This is a genomic window from Flavobacterium cutihirudinis, assembly GCF_003385895.1.
GTDB classification, from domain to species: domain Bacteria; phylum Bacteroidota; class Bacteroidia; order Flavobacteriales; family Flavobacteriaceae; genus Flavobacterium; species Flavobacterium cutihirudinis.
Genome location: NZ_QRDQ01000009.1, coordinates 374,107 through 392,783, shown reverse-complemented (window position 1 = coordinate 392,783; position 18,677 = coordinate 374,107). Strand labels below are relative to the sequence as shown.

Here is an 18,677-nt window from a genome sequence, read left to right as displayed (position 1 = left end):
TTTTTTGCTTGCTTAAAGTTATTCATAATTTTAATCAAATAACTCATCTACAGATAAATATCTTTCTCCTGTATCATAATTAAAAGTCAGAATTACAGCATTTTCAGGAATATCTTTGAGTTTTCTGGAAAGTGCTGCAAGTGCTGCCCCGGTCGATATTCCAGCAAATATTCCTTCTTCTTTTGCTATTTTTTTAGTGAAATTGTACGATTCGTTTTTATCAACCGTTAAAATCTGATCGACATATTCGCGATTAAAAACTTCTGGAATAAAACCTGCTCCAATTCCCTGAAACGGATGCGGAGACGGAAGTCCACCACTCAAAACTGGCGACAAGGCCGGTTCAACTGCATAAGTTTGAAGATTCGGGAAATGCTGCTTTAATATTTTTGAAACTCCGGTAATATGACCTCCGGTTCCAACTCCGGTAATTAAGTAATCAATTCCTTCTGGAAAATCGGCTAAAATTTCCAGAGCGGTTGTTTTTTCGTGAATTTCAACATTTGCTTTATTGGTAAATTGAGACGGAAGAAACGAGTTTTTAATCGTCGAAGCCAGTTCTTTTGCTCTTTCAACTGCTCCAGAAGTTCCTTTTTCTCTTGGAGTCAAAACATATTCGGCGCCATAGGCATTCAAAATTCTCCTGCGTTCAATACTCATCGATTCTGGCATTACCACAATAACTTTATAACCTTTTACGGCTGCAACTAATGAAAGTCCAATTCCGGTATTTCCTGAAGTTGGTTCAATAATTACAGTATCCTGATTTATAAGTCCTTTTTGTTCAGCATCTTCAATCATTGCAAGAGCAATTCGATCTTTAATACTTGAACCCGGATTTGATTTTTCCAATTTAATCCACACTTCATGTGATTTAAAAAGTTTGTTTAATCGAATGTGAGGAGTGTTTCCTATGGTTTCTAAAATGTTTTGATATTTCATTGGTTTTGATATTTTTAAATAGAATAAAAAATGGGTGCAGGGAAAGGGTTATTGTCCCTGATTTTAATTTCGTTTTTATGATACACAACAGAATTGGACGGAATTGTATACGTCAGCCAGACATTTCCGCCAATTATAGAATCTTTTCCTATAGTAGTTTGACCGCCAAGAATAGTGCTGTTGGCATAAATAATGACATTGTCTTCAATGGTTGGATGTCTTTTTATAAAGGCTTCGTCTTTTTTTACACTCAAAGCTCCGAGAGTAACGCCTTGATAAATTTGCACGTTATCGCCAATAATTGTTGTTTCTCCAATCACGATTCCTGTTCCGTGATCGATAGCAAAATCTTTTCCGATTTGGGCGCCGGGATGAATTTCGATACTCGTTTTAATATGAGCATATTCTGAAATGGTTCGGGCTAATAATTTTAAATCCTGCTCCCAAAGCTGATGAGAAAATCGGTAAACGGCAATAGCGAAAAAACCAGGATACGAGTATAGCACTTCTTCCAGTGATTTGGCCGCAGGATCTTTTGTAAATATGGTTACAGCGTCGTTTAATGCTTTTTTATGCAACTTCGGAATCGCTTCAAAAAAGTTTTTGGTTTGCTGTTTTTGGTCACTTTTTGGTGAAAAATCCAAAACCAATTCATCAAACTGCTTTTCCAGCTGATTGAATTTGTATTTGATTGTTGCCTCAGATTCTAATGATTTTGAGGTATTAGAAAATAAGATGACAAACAAATCATCTATAAACTGATGAATTAATTTTTTCTCAGGTAATATCACTAAGTCATGATGCTGTTTTGCTATTTCTTGATAAAATGAATTCATAACGATTATTTTATGGTTAGAAAAGATTTTTATTTTTTCAGCAATGCACCGCCCGGCATTACTTCTGGTTTTAGTTTGAATTTGCTGTATTCTACAACGCCAGTGCGATCTGCCCATTCAAAATAAGATGCCGAAAGTTTGTTTACAATTCCCGGATTTTGTTGCGCTACATTGGTAGTTTCGCCACGATCAGTTTCGAGATTGTAAAGTTCCCATTCATAAGAAGGATAAATCGAAACCAATTTCCATTTTCCGTCACGAACTGCTCTGTTTCCAGCTCTTTCCCAGAATAACGGTTCGCCTCGGTTAACTTCTGAAACATTGTCAAATAAAACAGGAAGTAAACTTTTTCCCGGAAGCGGATTCGTATTTACATTATTATAATTTTTAGGATATTCGATTCCAGCCAATTCATAGAAAGTAGGAGCGAGGTCAATAATGTGTCCGGTTCCTTTATCAATTCTTCCCGCTTTTATTTTTGAAGGAAACCAAGCAATAAACGGCGAACTGAAACCGCCTTCATGCATATTATTTTTATATTGCTGAAGTGGTGTGTTCGATAGATATGCCCAGTTTTGTTCTTGATAATCAAATGATCCTGAAGTTCCAACGGGTCCGTCATTTCGAACTAAACCTCTTCCAAGTGGATTATAAGTATTAAATCCGCCTTGAGCGCCATTATCTGAAATGAAAATAATTAATGTGTTTTTATCTTTTTTAAGCGCTTTTAGTTTATCTAAAACTTTCCCAACATTTTGATCCATGTTGTCAACCATTGCGGCATAAACTTCCATTTTAGCTTTCCAGAATTGTTTTTCGTCATAAGTCAGCTTGCTCCATTCTGGAACTTCAGGATCTCTTGGTGAAATGGTTTGATTGGCTGGTAAAATTCCGTTTGCTTTTAATTTTTCGATTCTTTTTTCTCTCAAAATATCCCAGCCTTCATCAAATTTTCCTCTGTATTTGGCAATGTCAACAGGTTTTGCCTGCAACGGCCAATGCGGAGCAGTAAAAGCCAAATACAAAAAGAAAGGTTTGTTTTCTTTGTTTTGTTCATCTAAGAAACTAACTGCATTGTTTCCAATTTCATCTGTAAAATAATATGAATTATCTTTTGGATGCAGTTCTTCATTATTACGAATCAGTTTTACCGGATAAGGCGTTTTCCCGAAAGGCAAAGGCTTTGTATCAAAATAATTAGATGCGCCTTTTAAGATGCCGTAAAATTTATCAAAACCCCTTTGATTGGGCCATTGCGCTTGATCTTCAGAACCTACATGCCATTTTCCTGATAAAATCGTGCTATAACCGCCAGAACGGAAAACCTCTCCAAGAGTCAAAGATTCTTTATTCAAATAGCCTTGATAAGCAGGCAATCCTAAATTTACATCAAAAAAACCAACTCCGGCTTTATGCTGATATTGGCCCGTTAAAAGTGATGCTCTTGTTGGCGCACAAATGGAGTTATTGTAAAATTCGCGTAAACGTAAACCTTCACTCGCCAATTTATCCAGATTTGGTGTTTTAATTTCCGATCCATAATTTCCTAAATCAGAATAACCCATATCGTCTACCATAATCAGAATGATATTTGGCTTTGTCGTATTCTGAGCGTTTACTTTGTTAAAACTGAAAACTCCGGTTACTAAAGCAGAAAATAATAGTGAGGTAATTTTAGTATTCATTTTTAAGATTTTTTTGTTGTTGTTTTTTTGTTTTGAAATGATAAATGTTCTTTAATAGGTTAATCTCTGTTGCCGCAGAAATGACTTTTTATAAAGGTATAACATTATGACACAGCTTCGTACAAAACGAACTGCACACTATGTCGTAAATGAAATTGGAGTAAAATAGAGGCTTGTTTGCGATTTTAAAATTTAATAAAATCATGACAAACGAATGTGGGAATTAACAACAGCTACACATATAACAAAAAGTGTTATAGTCGTGTTTTTTAGGAAAAATGAAAGACGTTCTGTGTGCTATTGTTTTCAAAATGTAAGTTTTAAATATTAAACTCTACTAATTCTATAGACAAAGTTATATTTAATATTGTAAAAACCAAATTAATCTTGATTTTTTTTTGAAAAAAGAAGTAAAGAGAAATGATTTGCCACGAATTACACGAATTAACACGAATTAAATTTGTGGAAATTTGTGAAATTCTTGGCATAAAAGAATTAGGAAGGACTTTGTTAAAGTTTAGTAATGACAATATTGCGCTTAAACTTTGCGTTTTTGCGACTTTGCGAGAGAATTGCTCGCCCGCTACTTCCCAAACAGAAAATAAGCAATAATCAAAGTCACAATAACATTGAATAATTGCGCAATTAAAAAAACATACAAAGGTTTACGACTATTATTAGCAAGCAAATCTTTAAAATTTGTTTCTAAACCAATACTTGTAAAAGCCAAAGCAAACCAAATGCCTTGCAAATTTTTCAAACTGTCTTTTACCGAATCTCGAACTTCCGAAGTAATAAAAAAAGAAAATAGGAGAGAGGCCAGAATAAAACCAATAACAAATTTTGGAAAACGTTCCCAAATCACACTTAAAGTAGGTTTTGATTCTACAGCTTCTGCCGATTTGTTGTGCGTGTAAGTCCAATAAACGGATATTGCAAAAGCCGCTAATCCTAATAAAACATTCTGTGAAAATTTTACGATTGTACTGATTTTTAAAGCCGTTTCACCAACCAAACTTCCAGAAGCCACAACTGCTCCCGAAGTGTCGATACTGCCGCCTAACCACGCGCCAGTGACTTCTTCGGGAAAGTTGAAATATTTTGCAATTATGGGCATAAAAATCATCATTGGAATGGCAGTTACCAAAACAATTGAAATAACGTAAGACAGTTTTTTAGAATCGCCTTTAATCGCGCCTGAGGTTGCAATAGCCGCAGAAACACCACAGATGGAAACGGCACTAGAAATCATCATAGTTAACTCATCATCAACTTTTAATTTTCGGCAAAGCCAAAAGGCAAAATACCAGACAGACAAAACAACAACCAAAGCCTGAATTAAGCCTAATGAACCTGCCTTTAAAATATCAGAGAAAATCACGCTAGTTCCCAATAAAACCAATCCGATTTTGACGAAAACTTCTGTTGAAAGTGCTGAACGAAACCACTCTGGAAGTTTGAAGAAATTCCCAATTGCCAAACCAATTATCAAACTGAAAATTACAGCTTCTAAATTGATGGATTTTATAGCCGAATTTCCTGCCAGAAGTAAAGCAATCAAAGTTAAGAGATACAATGTCGGAAAAGTCAACAAGAAATATTTAACTGATTTTCCAATTAAGAAAGCGCCGAACGCTCCAATAGAAATCAGATATAAAAACTGAATCAGAAGTATTTTTAGGTTTGCAAAATCAAATACTTTCGTTTTTAAATCATTACTATTTGACCAACTGAAAACGGGAACTTCTGGAAGAAATATAAAAAGCGAAATTCCGATAATTATGAAGCCTAGAATTACTACTGTCCAATCTTCGTGAATATTAAATTGTTTAATTTGAGTTGACATTTGTTTTTGATTTCCTGCAAGGTTTTCAAAACCTTGTAGGTATTAATTATTTAAAAAAGTATAAATGTAAAAGACCTACAAGGTTTTGAAAACCTTGCAGGACTTGGATTACTATTACAAATCCACAAAGTATTTTTGCTTTCCAAAATCGAATTCATAGTAAGTCAAATTAGGCCAAAGCGGTTTAATTAATCCTTTTTCCCAATTTTGTAAAGAAGTTTGCAGTTCTTTTACTTTTTCTGGATTTTTTGAAGCAAGATCCGTAGTTTCCGATTTGTCTTTTGATAAATCATAAAGCCAGGTTTCATGTGTTTTGCCGCTTATGATTAATTTCCAATTTCCACTTCTGATGGCTTTTGCATCGCCAGAACGCCAGTACAAATCTTTATGCGCTTCTTTATTGTTATTGACCACATCAATCAAATCAACGCCATCATAAACTCGATCTTTAGGCAAACCAGAACCCGTGACAGAAGCAATCGTACTGAAAATATCAAGAGAACTTACAGGAGTTTTATAAACAGTGTGCGGTTTTATTTTTCCCTTCCACGAAAGTGCAAACGGAACATTTATTCCGCCTTCAAAATGCGAAAATTTACCTCCTTTTAATGGCGCATTTGTCGTTGCAAAAGTATAATCGGCACCACCGTTATCGCTGGCAAAAATGATTAAGGTATTTTCTTCTAAACCTTCTTTTTTGACTTTAGCTCGGATTCTTCCAATTGCATCATCAAGAGCGCTGATCATTGCATAATATACACGTTTGTTTTCGTCTTTTACATTCGGAAAACGATCGTAATATTTTTTACGAACTTGAAACGGCGTATGTGGAGCATTAAACGGAACATAAAGCAAAAAAGGTTTGTTTTTATTTTTGTCGATAAAAGCTTCTGCTTCACCAGCAAAGGTTTCCGTTAAATAGGCTTTATCATGAATAATGGTAGTGTCGCGGCGAATTTGCCCAATTCCGACACGACCATTTCCCCAAATCATTTTATCAGTAAAATCTTTATGATGATGATTGATAATATCTGGATTATCATCTTCGGGCGTGTAAAGCGAAAAGGCCTGATAAAATCCGTAATGATAATCGAAACCTCGGTCTAAAGGAAAAAATCCTTTGTTGTGGCCCAAATGCCATTTCCCGATAATTACGGTGCTGTAACCTTGCTTTTTGGCTAAATCGGCAAAAGTAATTTCAGATTGTGGCAAACCTTGTGTAGCTATAGATGCTTCATTTGGATAATTAATTTTATTATTTAATCGCCAATTATTGGTGTTGATTAAATATTTGAAAGCGTAATATTCTAAATTGTTTTTTGGATAACGATCACCCGGTTGATATTCATGTCCAAAACGTTCTTGATAACGTCCTGTAAGCAACCCCGCGCGCGATGGCGAACAAATCGAAGCCGATACGTAACCATCTGTAAAAGTTACTCCCGAAGCTGCCAAAGAATCAATCTGAGGCGTTGGAACATCTTTTCCTCCGTAAAGAGAAATATCATATTTCCCTAAATCATCAGCAAGGAGAATAATGATATTTGGCTTTTTTTGAGAAGTTGAGGTATCTTTTTGTGCTAAAAATGCAGCTTTACCTTCGGCTAGTTTTTCATTTGGCTTTATTAGAGTTCCGTCTGTGTTTATTGGCCAGAAAAGAAATACTGCTAAAAGGAAAAGTACAATTAAAATGGGTATAATAATCTTGGTTATTTTTTTATAAGTTGCCATGTTTTGGTAAGTTGGTTTTAGACAAAGGTTTTATTGTAGAGACGCACAGCAGTGCGTCTTTCTCATTTTGTGCACGTATTATTTGTCATTTCGAGGAACGAGAAATCACACTAGTAATTCGACAAAGAATGGCGACTATCTGTATAGAGTTTCGTGTGTGATTTCTCGTTCCTCGAAATGACAAAAATGCGGTTAAACCTTCTTTTGAAAATTAAATTATCATTTAGAAGCCAACGCCACATCAATCTCATTTTTCAAATTTTCAAAACCTTCTTTTTTAAGAATGATTTTTCCATTTTGATATAAAATTAAAGTTGGGAAAACTTTTATTGTTTTCAAATCGGCGATGACTTGCGTGTTGTCTTCCAGATCGATTTCAACTATTTTCAGATTGCTTCCGTATTGTGCTTTTATCGTTTCAAGAACTGGTTTTACTTTTTTGCAGGCACCGCAGTAAACAGAACCAATATCAACCAAAACGGTTTTATTATCAGAAATGATTTTGTTGTATTCGGCTAAAGTCAATTTGCTTTTTGAATTAGCAAAAAATGGTTTCCCGTTTCCAATCCAGTTCGCGATTCCGCCTTCTAAACTATATGCTTCTTTGAAACCTTTTTTTAGCAAATCTTCTGCCAGCCAAACACTTCTTCCGGCTCCAATTGAATACGTAAAAACAGGTCTGTTTTTGTCTAATTTAGCTATTTTTTCAGCATAATCTTTCGATTCCAGATTAAAATTTACTGCGCCTAGAAGATGGTTTAATGCAAATTCTTCAGGACCTCGAGCATCAATAATCTGCGGATTTTTCTCCGCTTGAATTTTGCTGTAAAAAACATCTAATGGCAATGTATTTTGGCTCTTGTTTTGCGAAAAAACAGCAATTGCAATGAAAAATGCAATCGCTGTTAAACTATTTTTTAAACTGGTGTTTTTCATCTTCTTTAAGATTAAACTTGCTCTAATACTGGAGTAGGAGTTTCTTCGGCAACAACTGTTTTTGCTTTTAACGGAAGTGACAAAACTCCATCCGCAAGTGGACTTCCTTCTTTTTTAGATTTGAAAATTGGCCATAAAAACTGTGCGTACCATTCTTCTTGTTTGTATGATTTTGTTCCGTATGATTCTGGGAATTTACGAGTGATTAATCCCGTTCCGAAAATGACATCCCAAATGAAAAACATGTTTCCAAAGTTTCCTTTGAAGTGCCCAACTCCGTCTCCGCTCGTATCTGCGTGATGCGCGTGATGCGTTGCAGGAGTAGAAATCAATCTTTCTAAAACCCAAGCAATTGGGTGTAAAACTCTGTATTTGTAAAATGGTTTGTCCCAAGCAATACTTGAATGCGCGCCCAATGTGATGAAACTTTTGATAACCAAAACAAATAAAGCCGGTAATCCTAAACCTAAATAAGTTAGCGTTGCAGTCAAATAAATTTGAGAAAAGAAAACCGTATAAATAAAGTTTTGTCTTGAAGCCATCGCCATTCCCATGTATGGAGCCGAATGATGTGTTCTGTGAAAACGCCATAAAAACGGAACTTGATGGTGCAATCTGTGGTACCAATATTGTGTCAAATCATCGGCAATTGCGATTAGGAAAAATCCGCCCCAGAAAGGAACCCAAGAAAGTGAATTTGCCAAATTCGGGATCAAATAAGGTAAAGCAGTCAAGCTGAAAAAAGCAATTACTGGAGGCAAAAGCAATTTTGGCGCCAAGAAACAAATAATATCAACTTTGCGTTCTTGTCCAGTCCATTCGTCATCGTATAAACCTGCAGTAAATTCGATTACGCCTAAAACTAGCATAAAAACGGTTAACCCCCAAGTTCTTATATGTTCAAAAGCAGGTTTTGAAAATTCTAAAAAAGCGGGTAATGAAATGTGTGATTCGCTTACCAAATTATTGCTTAATTTGAAATAAAGGAAAATTGCCACTACAGGCAAAGAATAAATAAAAAGGCTTATAAGTAAGTCCCTTGTCAGTTTTTCTCTTTGTACTATTGCCATGATTTCTTATTTTAAAAATTGATTAATTAATGCTAAACCTCCCGCCAATATCACTAGCGGAACTAAAAAAACAATCGCGCCCACGATGATTTTTTTTCCTATAATTTCGTAATCTACTCGTTTCATGATTTCTTATTTTTTATTGTGTATTGTTGAAAATCAAAAAGTTATAAAGTGTAAATTTAAATTAAAAACTTTTAATTCTATAGAATTAGTAGTGTTTAAATTGTTCTTTTTTTGTTATTTATTGTGATTTTAGTGAATTCTAAATCAAAATGTATTTCTATTTCTTATTAATGAAACCTACAAGGTTTTAGAAACCTTGTAGGTTTTGAAAATCATTATCTTAATGGCTACCTCCAGCAGTGGTTGTACCTTCTCCCGGTTTAGTCACTTGCTTGATTAAGTCCTGAAGACTTTTACCTTTATCAGCAGTTGTATTATGTATTTTTCTGGTTATAACATCGTTCCAGTCAATTAACGGATAAACGTTGTTTTCTTTAGCTTGTTCATCAAACAGTTTTTTTAGCTCGGCTAATTTTTCAGGATATTTTGCAGCTAAATTATTTCGTTCGTTAAAATCTTCGTTTAAGTTGTATAATTCCCAAACGTCAGTATCAAAATTGCTTGGTGCAGGTGTCTGATTACCGGCAGTTTTTAGTGAAGTAAACGGATTTGCATGCGCTGCTCCGGCTTTCCAACCGTCTTTGTAGATTGCTCTGTTTCCAAAAATGTAATAGTATTGGACTTTGTGTAATGACTCCGCTTTAGCGTTATCCAAAGAAGCATATAAAGAAGAACCTTGAATTTTGTCCTGTTTAATACCTTTAATATATTCCGGTGCTTTAATTCCGGTAATATCCAATGTAGTTGGAAGCAAATCTATAACGTGGCTGTATTGATTTCTGATACCGCCTTTGTCTTTAATTCCGTTAGGATAAAAAACAATCAGCGGATTATGCGTTCCGCCTTCAGATTGCGCATCTTGTTTCCAGTTTTTGAATGGGACATTTGTCGCTTGAGCCCATCCTAAAGGATAATTTGTATTTAGACCTTTTGCAGTTCCAATTTCGTCGATATTCGCTAAGTTGGTCTTTAAATTTTCTTCGTCAGATACGCCTTGAGAAAACAAACTTTGGTTGATTGTTCCTTCAGAAGTTCCTTCTTTACTTGCTCCATTATCGCCAATTGCTACGAAAATTACAGTGTTGTCAAGTTGACCGCTTTCTTTCAAATAATTCACCACTCTTCCTACTTCATAATCAGTATACGTCAAGAATCCAGCGTAAACTTCCATGAATCTTGCATATACTTTTTTCTGATCTGGAGAAAGTTTTTTCCAATCTGTAATTAACGGATTGCGTTCTGGTAAAACTGCATTAGCCGGAATTACACCCAATTTCTTTTGGTTCGCAATGACTTCTTCGCGGTAAGCATCCCAGCCTTTGTCAAATTTTCCTCTGTAAGGATCGCTCCATTTTGTAGCAACTTGATGAGGTGCGTGTGCTGCGCCCGGTGCATAATACAAGAAAAATGGTTTTCCCGGAGCTGCTTTTTGCTGTTTTTGGATATAGCTGATTGCCTTATCTGTAATCAATTCGCTCAAATGGCGTCCGTCTGGTGTAACGTGAACTTGATCTTCAACTAAATCAGGGTTGTACTGATCGGTCTGAGAACCTAAGAATCCGTAGAAATGATCAAAACCTTTTCCGGTTGGCCATCTGTCAAACGGACCAGCATCTGTAGCCTCTTCATCTGGCGTTACACCATATTTTCCAACGGCAAAAGTGTTGTATCCGTTTTCACGTAAAATCTCTGCGATTGTTCCTTTATCAGAAGGAATTCTTCCGTCCCAACCTGGGAAACCAGCAGATAAAATCGTGTGTGAAAACCCACTAACGTGAACTTTTCCAGAATTTCTTCCAGTCAATAAAGCCGCACGAGTTGGCGCGCAAATAGCTGTTGTATGAAAGTTGGTGTAACGCAAACCATTATTTGCCAATTGATCAAAAGTTGGTGTACTGATTAAACCTCCAAAAGCACTTGAAGCTCCAAATCCTACGTCATCTAATAAAATCCAAATAACGTTTGGTGCGCCTTTAGGAGCTTTTACCGGCTCTGGCCAATATTCTTTAGAATCGGCTAAAGTTTTACCAATAACTCCTTTAAATTCCTCTGGTTTATCTTGTGCATTTCCTAATTGTGCAACTAGGAGCGCTGTAATCAGAAGCCCTTTTTTAGGACTTTTGATTAAACTGTTGTATTTAAAATTTTTCATAGTTTTTATTTTTTATTTATTTGCTTTGGTCAATAGTTCTTGAGCAGATTTTCCTTCTGTAGCTGGAGTTTTATGAATCTTTCTCAAATAAACATCCGACCAGTCTATTAAAGGATACAAGTTGTTTTTCTTGGCTTGCTCATCAAATAGTTTTTTTAATTCAGCCAGCTTTTCAGGGTACTTTTTAGCCAAATCTTTCTGCTCATTAAAATCTTCGTTGATGTTGTACAATTCCCAAACATCTTTGTCAAAATCAGCTTTTAATAAACCTGCTTTTTTCGGATCGCTCAAAGCTTCTTTAGCTTCAATTGAATTTGGATGATGTGCTGCAGCGGCTTTCCATCCATCACTATAAATTGCTCTGGCTCCAAAAATGTAATAATGCTGTATTTTATGATTTGAAACTGCTTTTGCGTCATTCAACGAATTGTAAAAAGAATAACCCTGAATAGTATCTTGCTTAATTTCTCTGATAGATTCTGGCGCTTTAACACCTAAAATATCCAGCGTTGTTGGTAAAATATCAATTACGTGACTGTATTGCGTTCTTATTCCCGGAGTTTTAATTCCTTTTGGATAATAAACAATTAACGGATTGTGAGTTCCACCTTCAGAGTTAGCATCTTGTTTCCAATCTTTAAAAGGAACATTTGTTGCTTGTGCCCAACCTAAAGGATAATTAGTATAGGTTTCAGGTGTTCCAATTTCGCCAATTCGTTTTAAATTGTTTTGAAAAACCGTTTCGTCAGTTTCGCCAACAACATACGTTTGTCTGTTGACAGCGCCTTGTAATGTTCCTTCTTTGCTGGCTCCATTGTCTCCAATTAAAACAAAAACAACCGTATTTTCCAGCTGATTGATTTCTTTTAAATAATTAACCAATCTTCCAATTTCATAATCCGTGTACGTAAGATATCCGGCGTATACTTCCATAAATTTGGAATACACTTTCTTTTGATCCGGAGTTAATTTTTTCCAATCTGCAATAAGCGGATTACGTTCTGGCAAAACAGCATTTGAAGGAATAACTCCTAATTTTTTCTGATTAGCAATGGTTTTTTCGCGGTAAGCGTCCCAACCATCATCAAATTTTCCTTTGTATGGATCGCTCCATTTTTGGGCAACCTGATGAGGTGCATGAACAGCGGCCGGAGAATAGTATAAAAAGAATGGTTTTCCCGGCGCGGCTTTTTGCTGTCTTGCAATATAACTGATCGCTTTATCTGTAATTTGCTCGCTCAAATGGCGTCCATCAGGAGTAACGTGCGCTTGATCTTCGATTAAATCGGGTTTATATTGATCTGTCGCTGAACCTAAGAATCCAAAGAAATGTTCAAATCCTTTTCCAGTCGGCCAGCGGTCGAATGGTCCGGCATCAGTCGCTTCTTCATCTGGCGTAATTCCGTATTTTCCAACACCAAAAGTATTATATCCTTTATCACGTAAAATCTCGGCCACAGTTCCGTTTTTTGAAGGCAATCTTCCGTCCCAACCCGGAAATCCTGCAGACATAATTGTATGAGAAAATCCGCCAACATGCACTTTATGAGAATTACTTCCAGTCAATAAAGCCGAACGGGTAGGAGCACAAATCGCAGTTGTATGAAAATTGGTATAACGTAAACCGTTATTGGCAAGACTTTCTAAAACAGGAGTTTCGATTAAACCTCCAAAAGCACTCGTTGCTCCATAACCTACGTCATCCAAAATAATCCAAACCACATTTGGAGCACCTTTTGGAGCTGTGACAGGTTCTGGCCAATATTCTTTGGAATCGGCTAAGGTTTTGCCAATGACGCCTTTGAATTCTTCTGGTTTAGTTTGTGAAAAACCAAATTGTGCAAGTAAAATTGCAGTAATCAAAAGCCCTGTTTTAGGACTTTTGATTGATATGCTATTTTTATATTCTTTCATAATTTATAGTTTTAGTTGAGGTTAGTTTTAATATCCGGGATTTTGAGGTAAACCATCCGGATTAATATTTCGTTCACTTTGTGGAATTGGGTACAGATTGTTTTTCTCTGAAACCGAATTTTTTGCTGTTACTTTTTTCACTTCCGTAACCAAAGTTCCCCATCTTACTAAATCAAACCATCTTTGTCCTTCCTGAACAAATTCTTTTTTACGTTCTTCCTGAATTGCAGCTCTAAAAGTAGTTTGCGTTAATCCAGTTAAATCAACATCTGCATCCGGCGTTGCAATTGGTTTTGCAAATGCTCTTCTTCTTACTTGGTTGATTAATTCGTAAGCTTCTGCAGTTGGCCCACTTTGTTCATTTATGGCTTCCGCCAAAGACAATAAAATGTCAGCATAACGAATAACAGGAAAATTGATCGCCACGTTTCCTGGAGTAGCCAGATTCGTTAAGTCCAGATATTTTTTGAAAATTGGTTTCGGAAAAGTATATAGCGTTCCAGTTGCAGGGTTTGGCAATTGTTTCGCATAACTTACATCTCTACGTACATCTCCTGCGGCATAAATGTCATAGAACAATGCAACATCAGAGATTATATCTGCAGGTTCAGTAGCTGTAAATCCTGTAAAAGAAGTTGCCTGAAAAGTACTTCCGGAAGAACCGTTTCCAGCCTGATTTGGCTCAAACTGTACTGAGAAAATATGCTCTTTTCCGTTCTTTTTTGTTTTTGTAAAAATGTCCTGGAAATTTTCAAATAAGGCATAACCATATCCGCCATTAATCACTTCTTTAGCTTTTGCAATGGCATTTGGCCAGTCTTTTCTTGTCAGATAAACTTTGGTCAAAATTGCTTTTGCAGCACCCGCCGTTGCACGTCCGGCATCTGTTGCAGGATAAGTTGCAGGCAGGTTTTCAGCATCTTTTAAATCGGAAATAATCTGAGTGTAAACTTCTTCAACTGTGGCTCTTTTGGCTTTCAGACTTTCTAATTCGATAGAAGTTGGTTCATGTAAAACAATTGGAACACCACCCCATAATCGAACTGCCTGAAAATACAATAACGCTCTGATGAATTTCGCCTCGTTGATTAATCTTGTTTTTACAACTTCGTTTCCGCTTACTTTAGGAACGTTATCGATAGAAACGTTTGCTCTGTTTATTCCGGCATAAATTTGTCTCCACGCTACCTGAACACGATCTGAAGTTGCATCATGAGTTAAACTGCTCAAAGCTCTAACTTGTGGATTTGTTGCCGAAACTCCTGCCGCAGCATAATCTGAAGCCATATCGGTTAAGAAATATAAATTTCTTCCAAATAAACTTTGCTCACCCGGATCTAAACTTAATGATGCATAAACGGCTGTAACACTTGCAACAGCGTCATCTTGTGTTTTAAAATAATTGTCTTCGGTTACAAAAGAGGTTGGAGTTACCTCTAAATCGGTGCACGATGCCAACAGGCCGGCACTTAATAGTAATATTATAATACTCTTTTTCATTTTATATTTTTTTTACTTAGAAAGTTACATTCAGACCAGAAATAAAGGTTTTGGAGTTTGGATACGAACCAAAATCAATTCCCGGATATAAGTTGTTTTGTTCATAGGAACTTACCTCTGGATCATAACCAGTGTATTTTGTCCATGTAATTAAGTTCTCTGCAGAAACGTAGAATTTCACGCTTTTTGCCCCTATTTTTTTAGAAATGCTTTTAGGTAAAGTATAGCCTAATGTGATTAGTTTTAATCTCAAAAATGAAGCATCTTCAACATAGCGTTCTGATACAATTCCTAAAGGAGAACTTGAGGCTCTCGGAATTTCGTTACTTGGATTTGTTGGTGTCCAACGATCTTCAAGAGTCGTTGCCGCATTGGTTCCAAGAGTAGAAATTTCTAATTGCTGATTTAAAGCATTGAATATTTTTCCGCCATAAGCACCCTGAAAAGAGAAGTTCAAATCAAAATCATTATACGAAATCGTGTTGCTGAAACTTCCAACAAATTTTGGCTGAGAAGTGCCCAAATTTCCTTTGTCAAGTGCCGTAATTACACCATCACCATTGGTATCAACATATTTTCTGTCTCCCACTTTTGTATTGGCCAAACTGTTGATTTTAGGTTGTGTATTTACTTCTTCCTGAGTCTGGAAAATACCGTTTGTTTTGTATCCCCAGAAAGTTCCTAGCGGTAATCCTACTTTAACGATAACAGGTTGTTGTTGCAATAATGATCCGTTTGGTACTACAGGAAAAAATTGCTCTACACCGTTTCCTATCGCTACAACTTTATTTTTGTTGGTAGAAAAAACGAAATTAGAATTCCATGAGAAATTGTCGGTTTTAATGTTTTCAGTAATCAAACCAATTTCAAGACCTTTATTTTCAACACCTCCAATGTTTTGAAGTACTGTTGCATATCCTGATGTCAACGGAACAGGAACGTTGATTAATAAATCGTTTGTTTTTTTGTAATAAACATCAAAAACAAAGTTGATTTTTCTGTCCAATAATGACAAATCCAAACCAATGTTATACTGATTTGTTTTTTCCCATTTCAAATCCGGATTTGCCAATCGGGTAGGAGCAAGACCTGTATAGGTTGTGCCACCAAAAGAATAGTTTACAGAACCCATTGAGGCAAGAGAAAGATAATTTCCAATTTCCTGGTTTCCGGTTGTACCAGCCGTAATTCTCAATTTGGCTTCTGTTAAGTCTTTAATGTTGTTTGCAAAATCTTCATCGGTAATATTCCAGGAGAATCCTGCAGATGGGAAATAACCCCAAAGTGATTCAGATCCAAATCTGGAAGATCCATCGGCACGACCAGAAAGTGTGAAGTTGTATTTTCCTTTATAAGAATAGTTTACTCTTGCAAGCCATGATTTTAATACACTTTCAAAAGCATCACTATATGGTTTTACCGCAATACCATCCTGAAGAGCATTGTATGTATTGGCGTCATTTACAAAAGTCTGCGCTCCTGCATTTACAACTTCACCTTTAGTGTATTGCAATGTATAACCTCCCAAAGCTGAGAATTTGTGATCATTCCCAAAATTAGTATTGTAGTTCAGTGTGTTTTCATTTAAAACAGAACTTACAAGTCTGTCCCCAACTGACGCCAAACCTTTTGTTCCTGCGCCGGTTGTTGTATTTGCTGGCGCATAATAATTTTGTTTTGTATTTAATACGTCACCGCTTACCGCAACTTTTGCTGTTAGTTTTTTGGTTATTTTATATTCACCAAATAAACTGGTCAGGATTCTGTTGATTTTGGTTTCATTGGTTGTATTTTCCAAATCGTTGATTGGATTAGGAATATAACCATTAACGGAAGTTGCATAAGGATTGTTCGTTACATTATAACTTCCATCATCATTTTTAATAGGAACTACCGGAGCAGTTAACAATACACTCACAAGTGGATTTGGATTTCGTCCTGCTGCAGCGCCGCCATTTGTACCAACGCCATTTGAGATCGAGTTGCTATAATTGGCATTCACGCCAAATTTGAAATTCTGAGAATAATTTCTTTCGTAATTGGCACGAAGTGAAATTCGTTTAAAATCGGTTCCCAAAACAATTCCATCCTGATCAAAATATCCTGCTGAAATTGCATATCGTGATCTTTCATCACCACCGGAAAAAGACAATTGATGATTTTGAACCGGTGCAGCTTTTACAAATGCGGCCGACTGCCAATCAAAACTTCCTGAAGTTTTGAAAGCTTCAATTTGTTCTTGTGTAAAAGATGGAGCCTGACCAATACTTGCCTGAACATCATTTCGTAAACTTGCCCATTGGCTGGCATTCATTACATTTAGTTTTTTAGAAATATTCTGGAATCCAAAATACCCCTGATACGAAATGTTGTCCTGACCTTTGGTACCTTTTTTAGTCGTAATAATAACAACACCATTTGCACCACGCGAACCATAAATAGCAGTTGCCGAAGCATCTTTAAGAACCTCTATCGATTCGATATCAGCCGGATTAATCGTTGATAAAACATTGACTGTCTGACCTCCATAAGTAACACCAGCCGTACTGTTATTATTATCATTATAAATTAATACTCCATCTAGTACATAAAGTGGCTCGTTACCAGCAGTAATCGAATTTCCTCCTCTAATACGTACGCTTGATGAAGCTCCCGGACGGCCTGAACTTTGTGTAACTACCACACCCGGAATCGCGCCTCGAAGGAGATTGTCTGCCGATGAAGTTACCTGAGAAAGATTCGCTTTTGGAACAGAAGCAACAGAACCTGTAATGTCTTTTCGTTTCTGTGATCCGTAGCCCACAACAACTAATTCATCCAGTTCCTGACGTTCTTCTTTTAGATTAATAATAACCGGATTTTTGTCAACAATTACTTCCGCTTTTTTGTAACCTATATAGCTTACAATTAAAGTATATGGAAATTTTTGTCCGGTTTGAAAGTAAAATTTTCCTTCGGCATCGGTTTGTACGCCGTGAGTTGTACCTTTAATAACTACAGATGCACCAATAATTGGTTGATTTGTAATAGCATCCACAACTGTTCCATCTAGTTTCGACTGAATAAGCGGGGTTGTATTTTGGGCATTAATTCCCGCCGTTAGCAGCAGGAGAAATAATACTAAGTATATCTTTAAATTTTTTTTCATTTCTTTGTACTGGTTTAAGTAATTAACAAGGCGCCCTGAGTGCTGAATTTTCAGCTCTCTAAGTGTTCCCTTGATTTAGTGATAAATGTTCTTTAAGCCTCGCCATTTCTGTTGCCGCAGAAATGGCTTTTTTTATTTACAGCAACAGCTTTGCATTATTTTCATTTTAGTTTTGTTTTAGTTATTAATTATTTTCTTTTTAAAATAGTGGTATATTCAAAAACCTTTTTAATGCAAATTTTGCCTCAAAGAGATTGTTGTATTTCAATAAAAGTAATCTGGTGGTGATAGTTAGATTTCGTTTAAGGACGTAAAAATGTTTTCCTTTTAACGAATATGGTTGTTAGGAATTAACAACAGAAGCACATATAACAAAAAGTGTTATAAGTATATTTTTTAGGAAGAATGTAATACGATATGCTTTCGGTTGTTTTCAAAATATAGTTTTTTTAGTTTCAAATATTATTTTAAACTCTACTAATCCTATAGACAAAGTTAATTTTAATATAATAAAAACCAAAAAATTAGCGGATTATTTTTTATAAAAGTTAATTTTATAGAAAAGTTGAGCTTAATATTATGATTTAAAATATTGATTTTCAGCGATTTGCGTTTTTGTTTTTAATTAGGAAAATGTTAAAAGTTTTTTTATAAACCACAAAAAAATGTAGTATTTTACATTTAATTTACTTGTTTTTAATGCTTTATAATGCAGCATAATGGAATCAAAACAACGGAATTATGTCTTATGAATTGTTTTTTCTTCTTGATTTTAATAGTAAAGCCATGTT

General features: G+C 35.7%; 11 protein-coding genes. All 11 read right to left on the bottom strand.

From position 1 onward, the window contains the following. Positions 1-30: 30 nt before the first annotated feature. The 11 genes from cysK to BD847_RS12490 all read right to left on the bottom strand — a co-directional run bounded on the left by cysK (position 31) and on the right by BD847_RS12490 (position 17,886). A complete protein-coding gene (cysK, locus tag BD847_RS12540; protein WP_115888611.1) occupies positions 31-942 on the bottom strand; it encodes a cysteine synthase A in 912 nt (303 codons plus the stop codon). Positions 943-956: 14 nt separating this feature from the next. Next, positions 957-1,778, bottom strand: coding sequence for a serine O-acetyltransferase EpsC (epsC, locus tag BD847_RS12535; protein ID WP_115888610.1), 822 nt, complete (start codon positions 1,776-1,778; stop codon positions 957-959). Between the two features lie 29 nt (positions 1,779-1,807). Continuing rightward, positions 1,808-3,463 (bottom strand): arylsulfatase, encoded by a 1,656-nt coding sequence (locus tag BD847_RS12530; protein ID WP_115888609.1) that lies wholly within the window; start codon positions 3,461-3,463, stop codon positions 1,808-1,810. 583 nt (positions 3,464-4,046) lie between these two features. Beyond that, positions 4,047-5,309 (bottom strand): YeiH family protein, encoded by a 1,263-nt coding sequence (locus BD847_RS12525; protein WP_115888608.1) that lies wholly within the window; start codon positions 5,307-5,309, stop codon positions 4,047-4,049. A gap of 114 nt (positions 5,310-5,423) precedes the next feature. After that, positions 5,424-7,040, bottom strand: coding sequence for a sulfatase-like hydrolase/transferase (locus tag BD847_RS12520; RefSeq protein ID WP_115888607.1), 1,617 nt, complete (start codon positions 7,038-7,040; stop codon positions 5,424-5,426). 219 nt (positions 7,041-7,259) lie between these two features. Then, complete coding sequence (locus tag BD847_RS12515) at positions 7,260-7,976, bottom strand: thioredoxin domain-containing protein (protein ID WP_115888606.1); 717 nt, start codon at positions 7,974-7,976, stop codon at positions 7,260-7,262. An 11-nt stretch (positions 7,977-7,987) separates the two neighbouring features. Beyond that, entirely contained in the window at positions 7,988-9,046 is a 1,059-nt protein-coding gene (locus BD847_RS12510; protein ID WP_115888605.1) for a sterol desaturase family protein, read from the bottom strand. Between the two features lie 346 nt (positions 9,047-9,392). Then, positions 9,393-11,324, bottom strand: a complete 1,932-nt coding sequence (locus BD847_RS12505) for an arylsulfatase (protein ID WP_115888604.1) — start codon at positions 11,322-11,324, stop codon at positions 9,393-9,395. Positions 11,325-11,336: 12 nt separating this feature from the next. Further along, complete coding sequence (locus tag BD847_RS12500) at positions 11,337-13,238, bottom strand: arylsulfatase (protein ID WP_115888603.1); 1,902 nt, start codon at positions 13,236-13,238, stop codon at positions 11,337-11,339. A gap of 27 nt (positions 13,239-13,265) precedes the next feature. Next, positions 13,266-14,738, bottom strand: a complete 1,473-nt coding sequence (locus tag BD847_RS12495; protein WP_115888602.1) for a RagB/SusD family nutrient uptake outer membrane protein — start codon at positions 14,736-14,738, stop codon at positions 13,266-13,268. A gap of 16 nt (positions 14,739-14,754) precedes the next feature. Continuing rightward, positions 14,755-17,886 (bottom strand): SusC/RagA family TonB-linked outer membrane protein, encoded by a 3,132-nt coding sequence (locus tag BD847_RS12490; protein ID WP_115888601.1) that lies wholly within the window; start codon positions 17,884-17,886, stop codon positions 14,755-14,757. Positions 17,887-18,677: the final 791 nt, after the last annotated feature.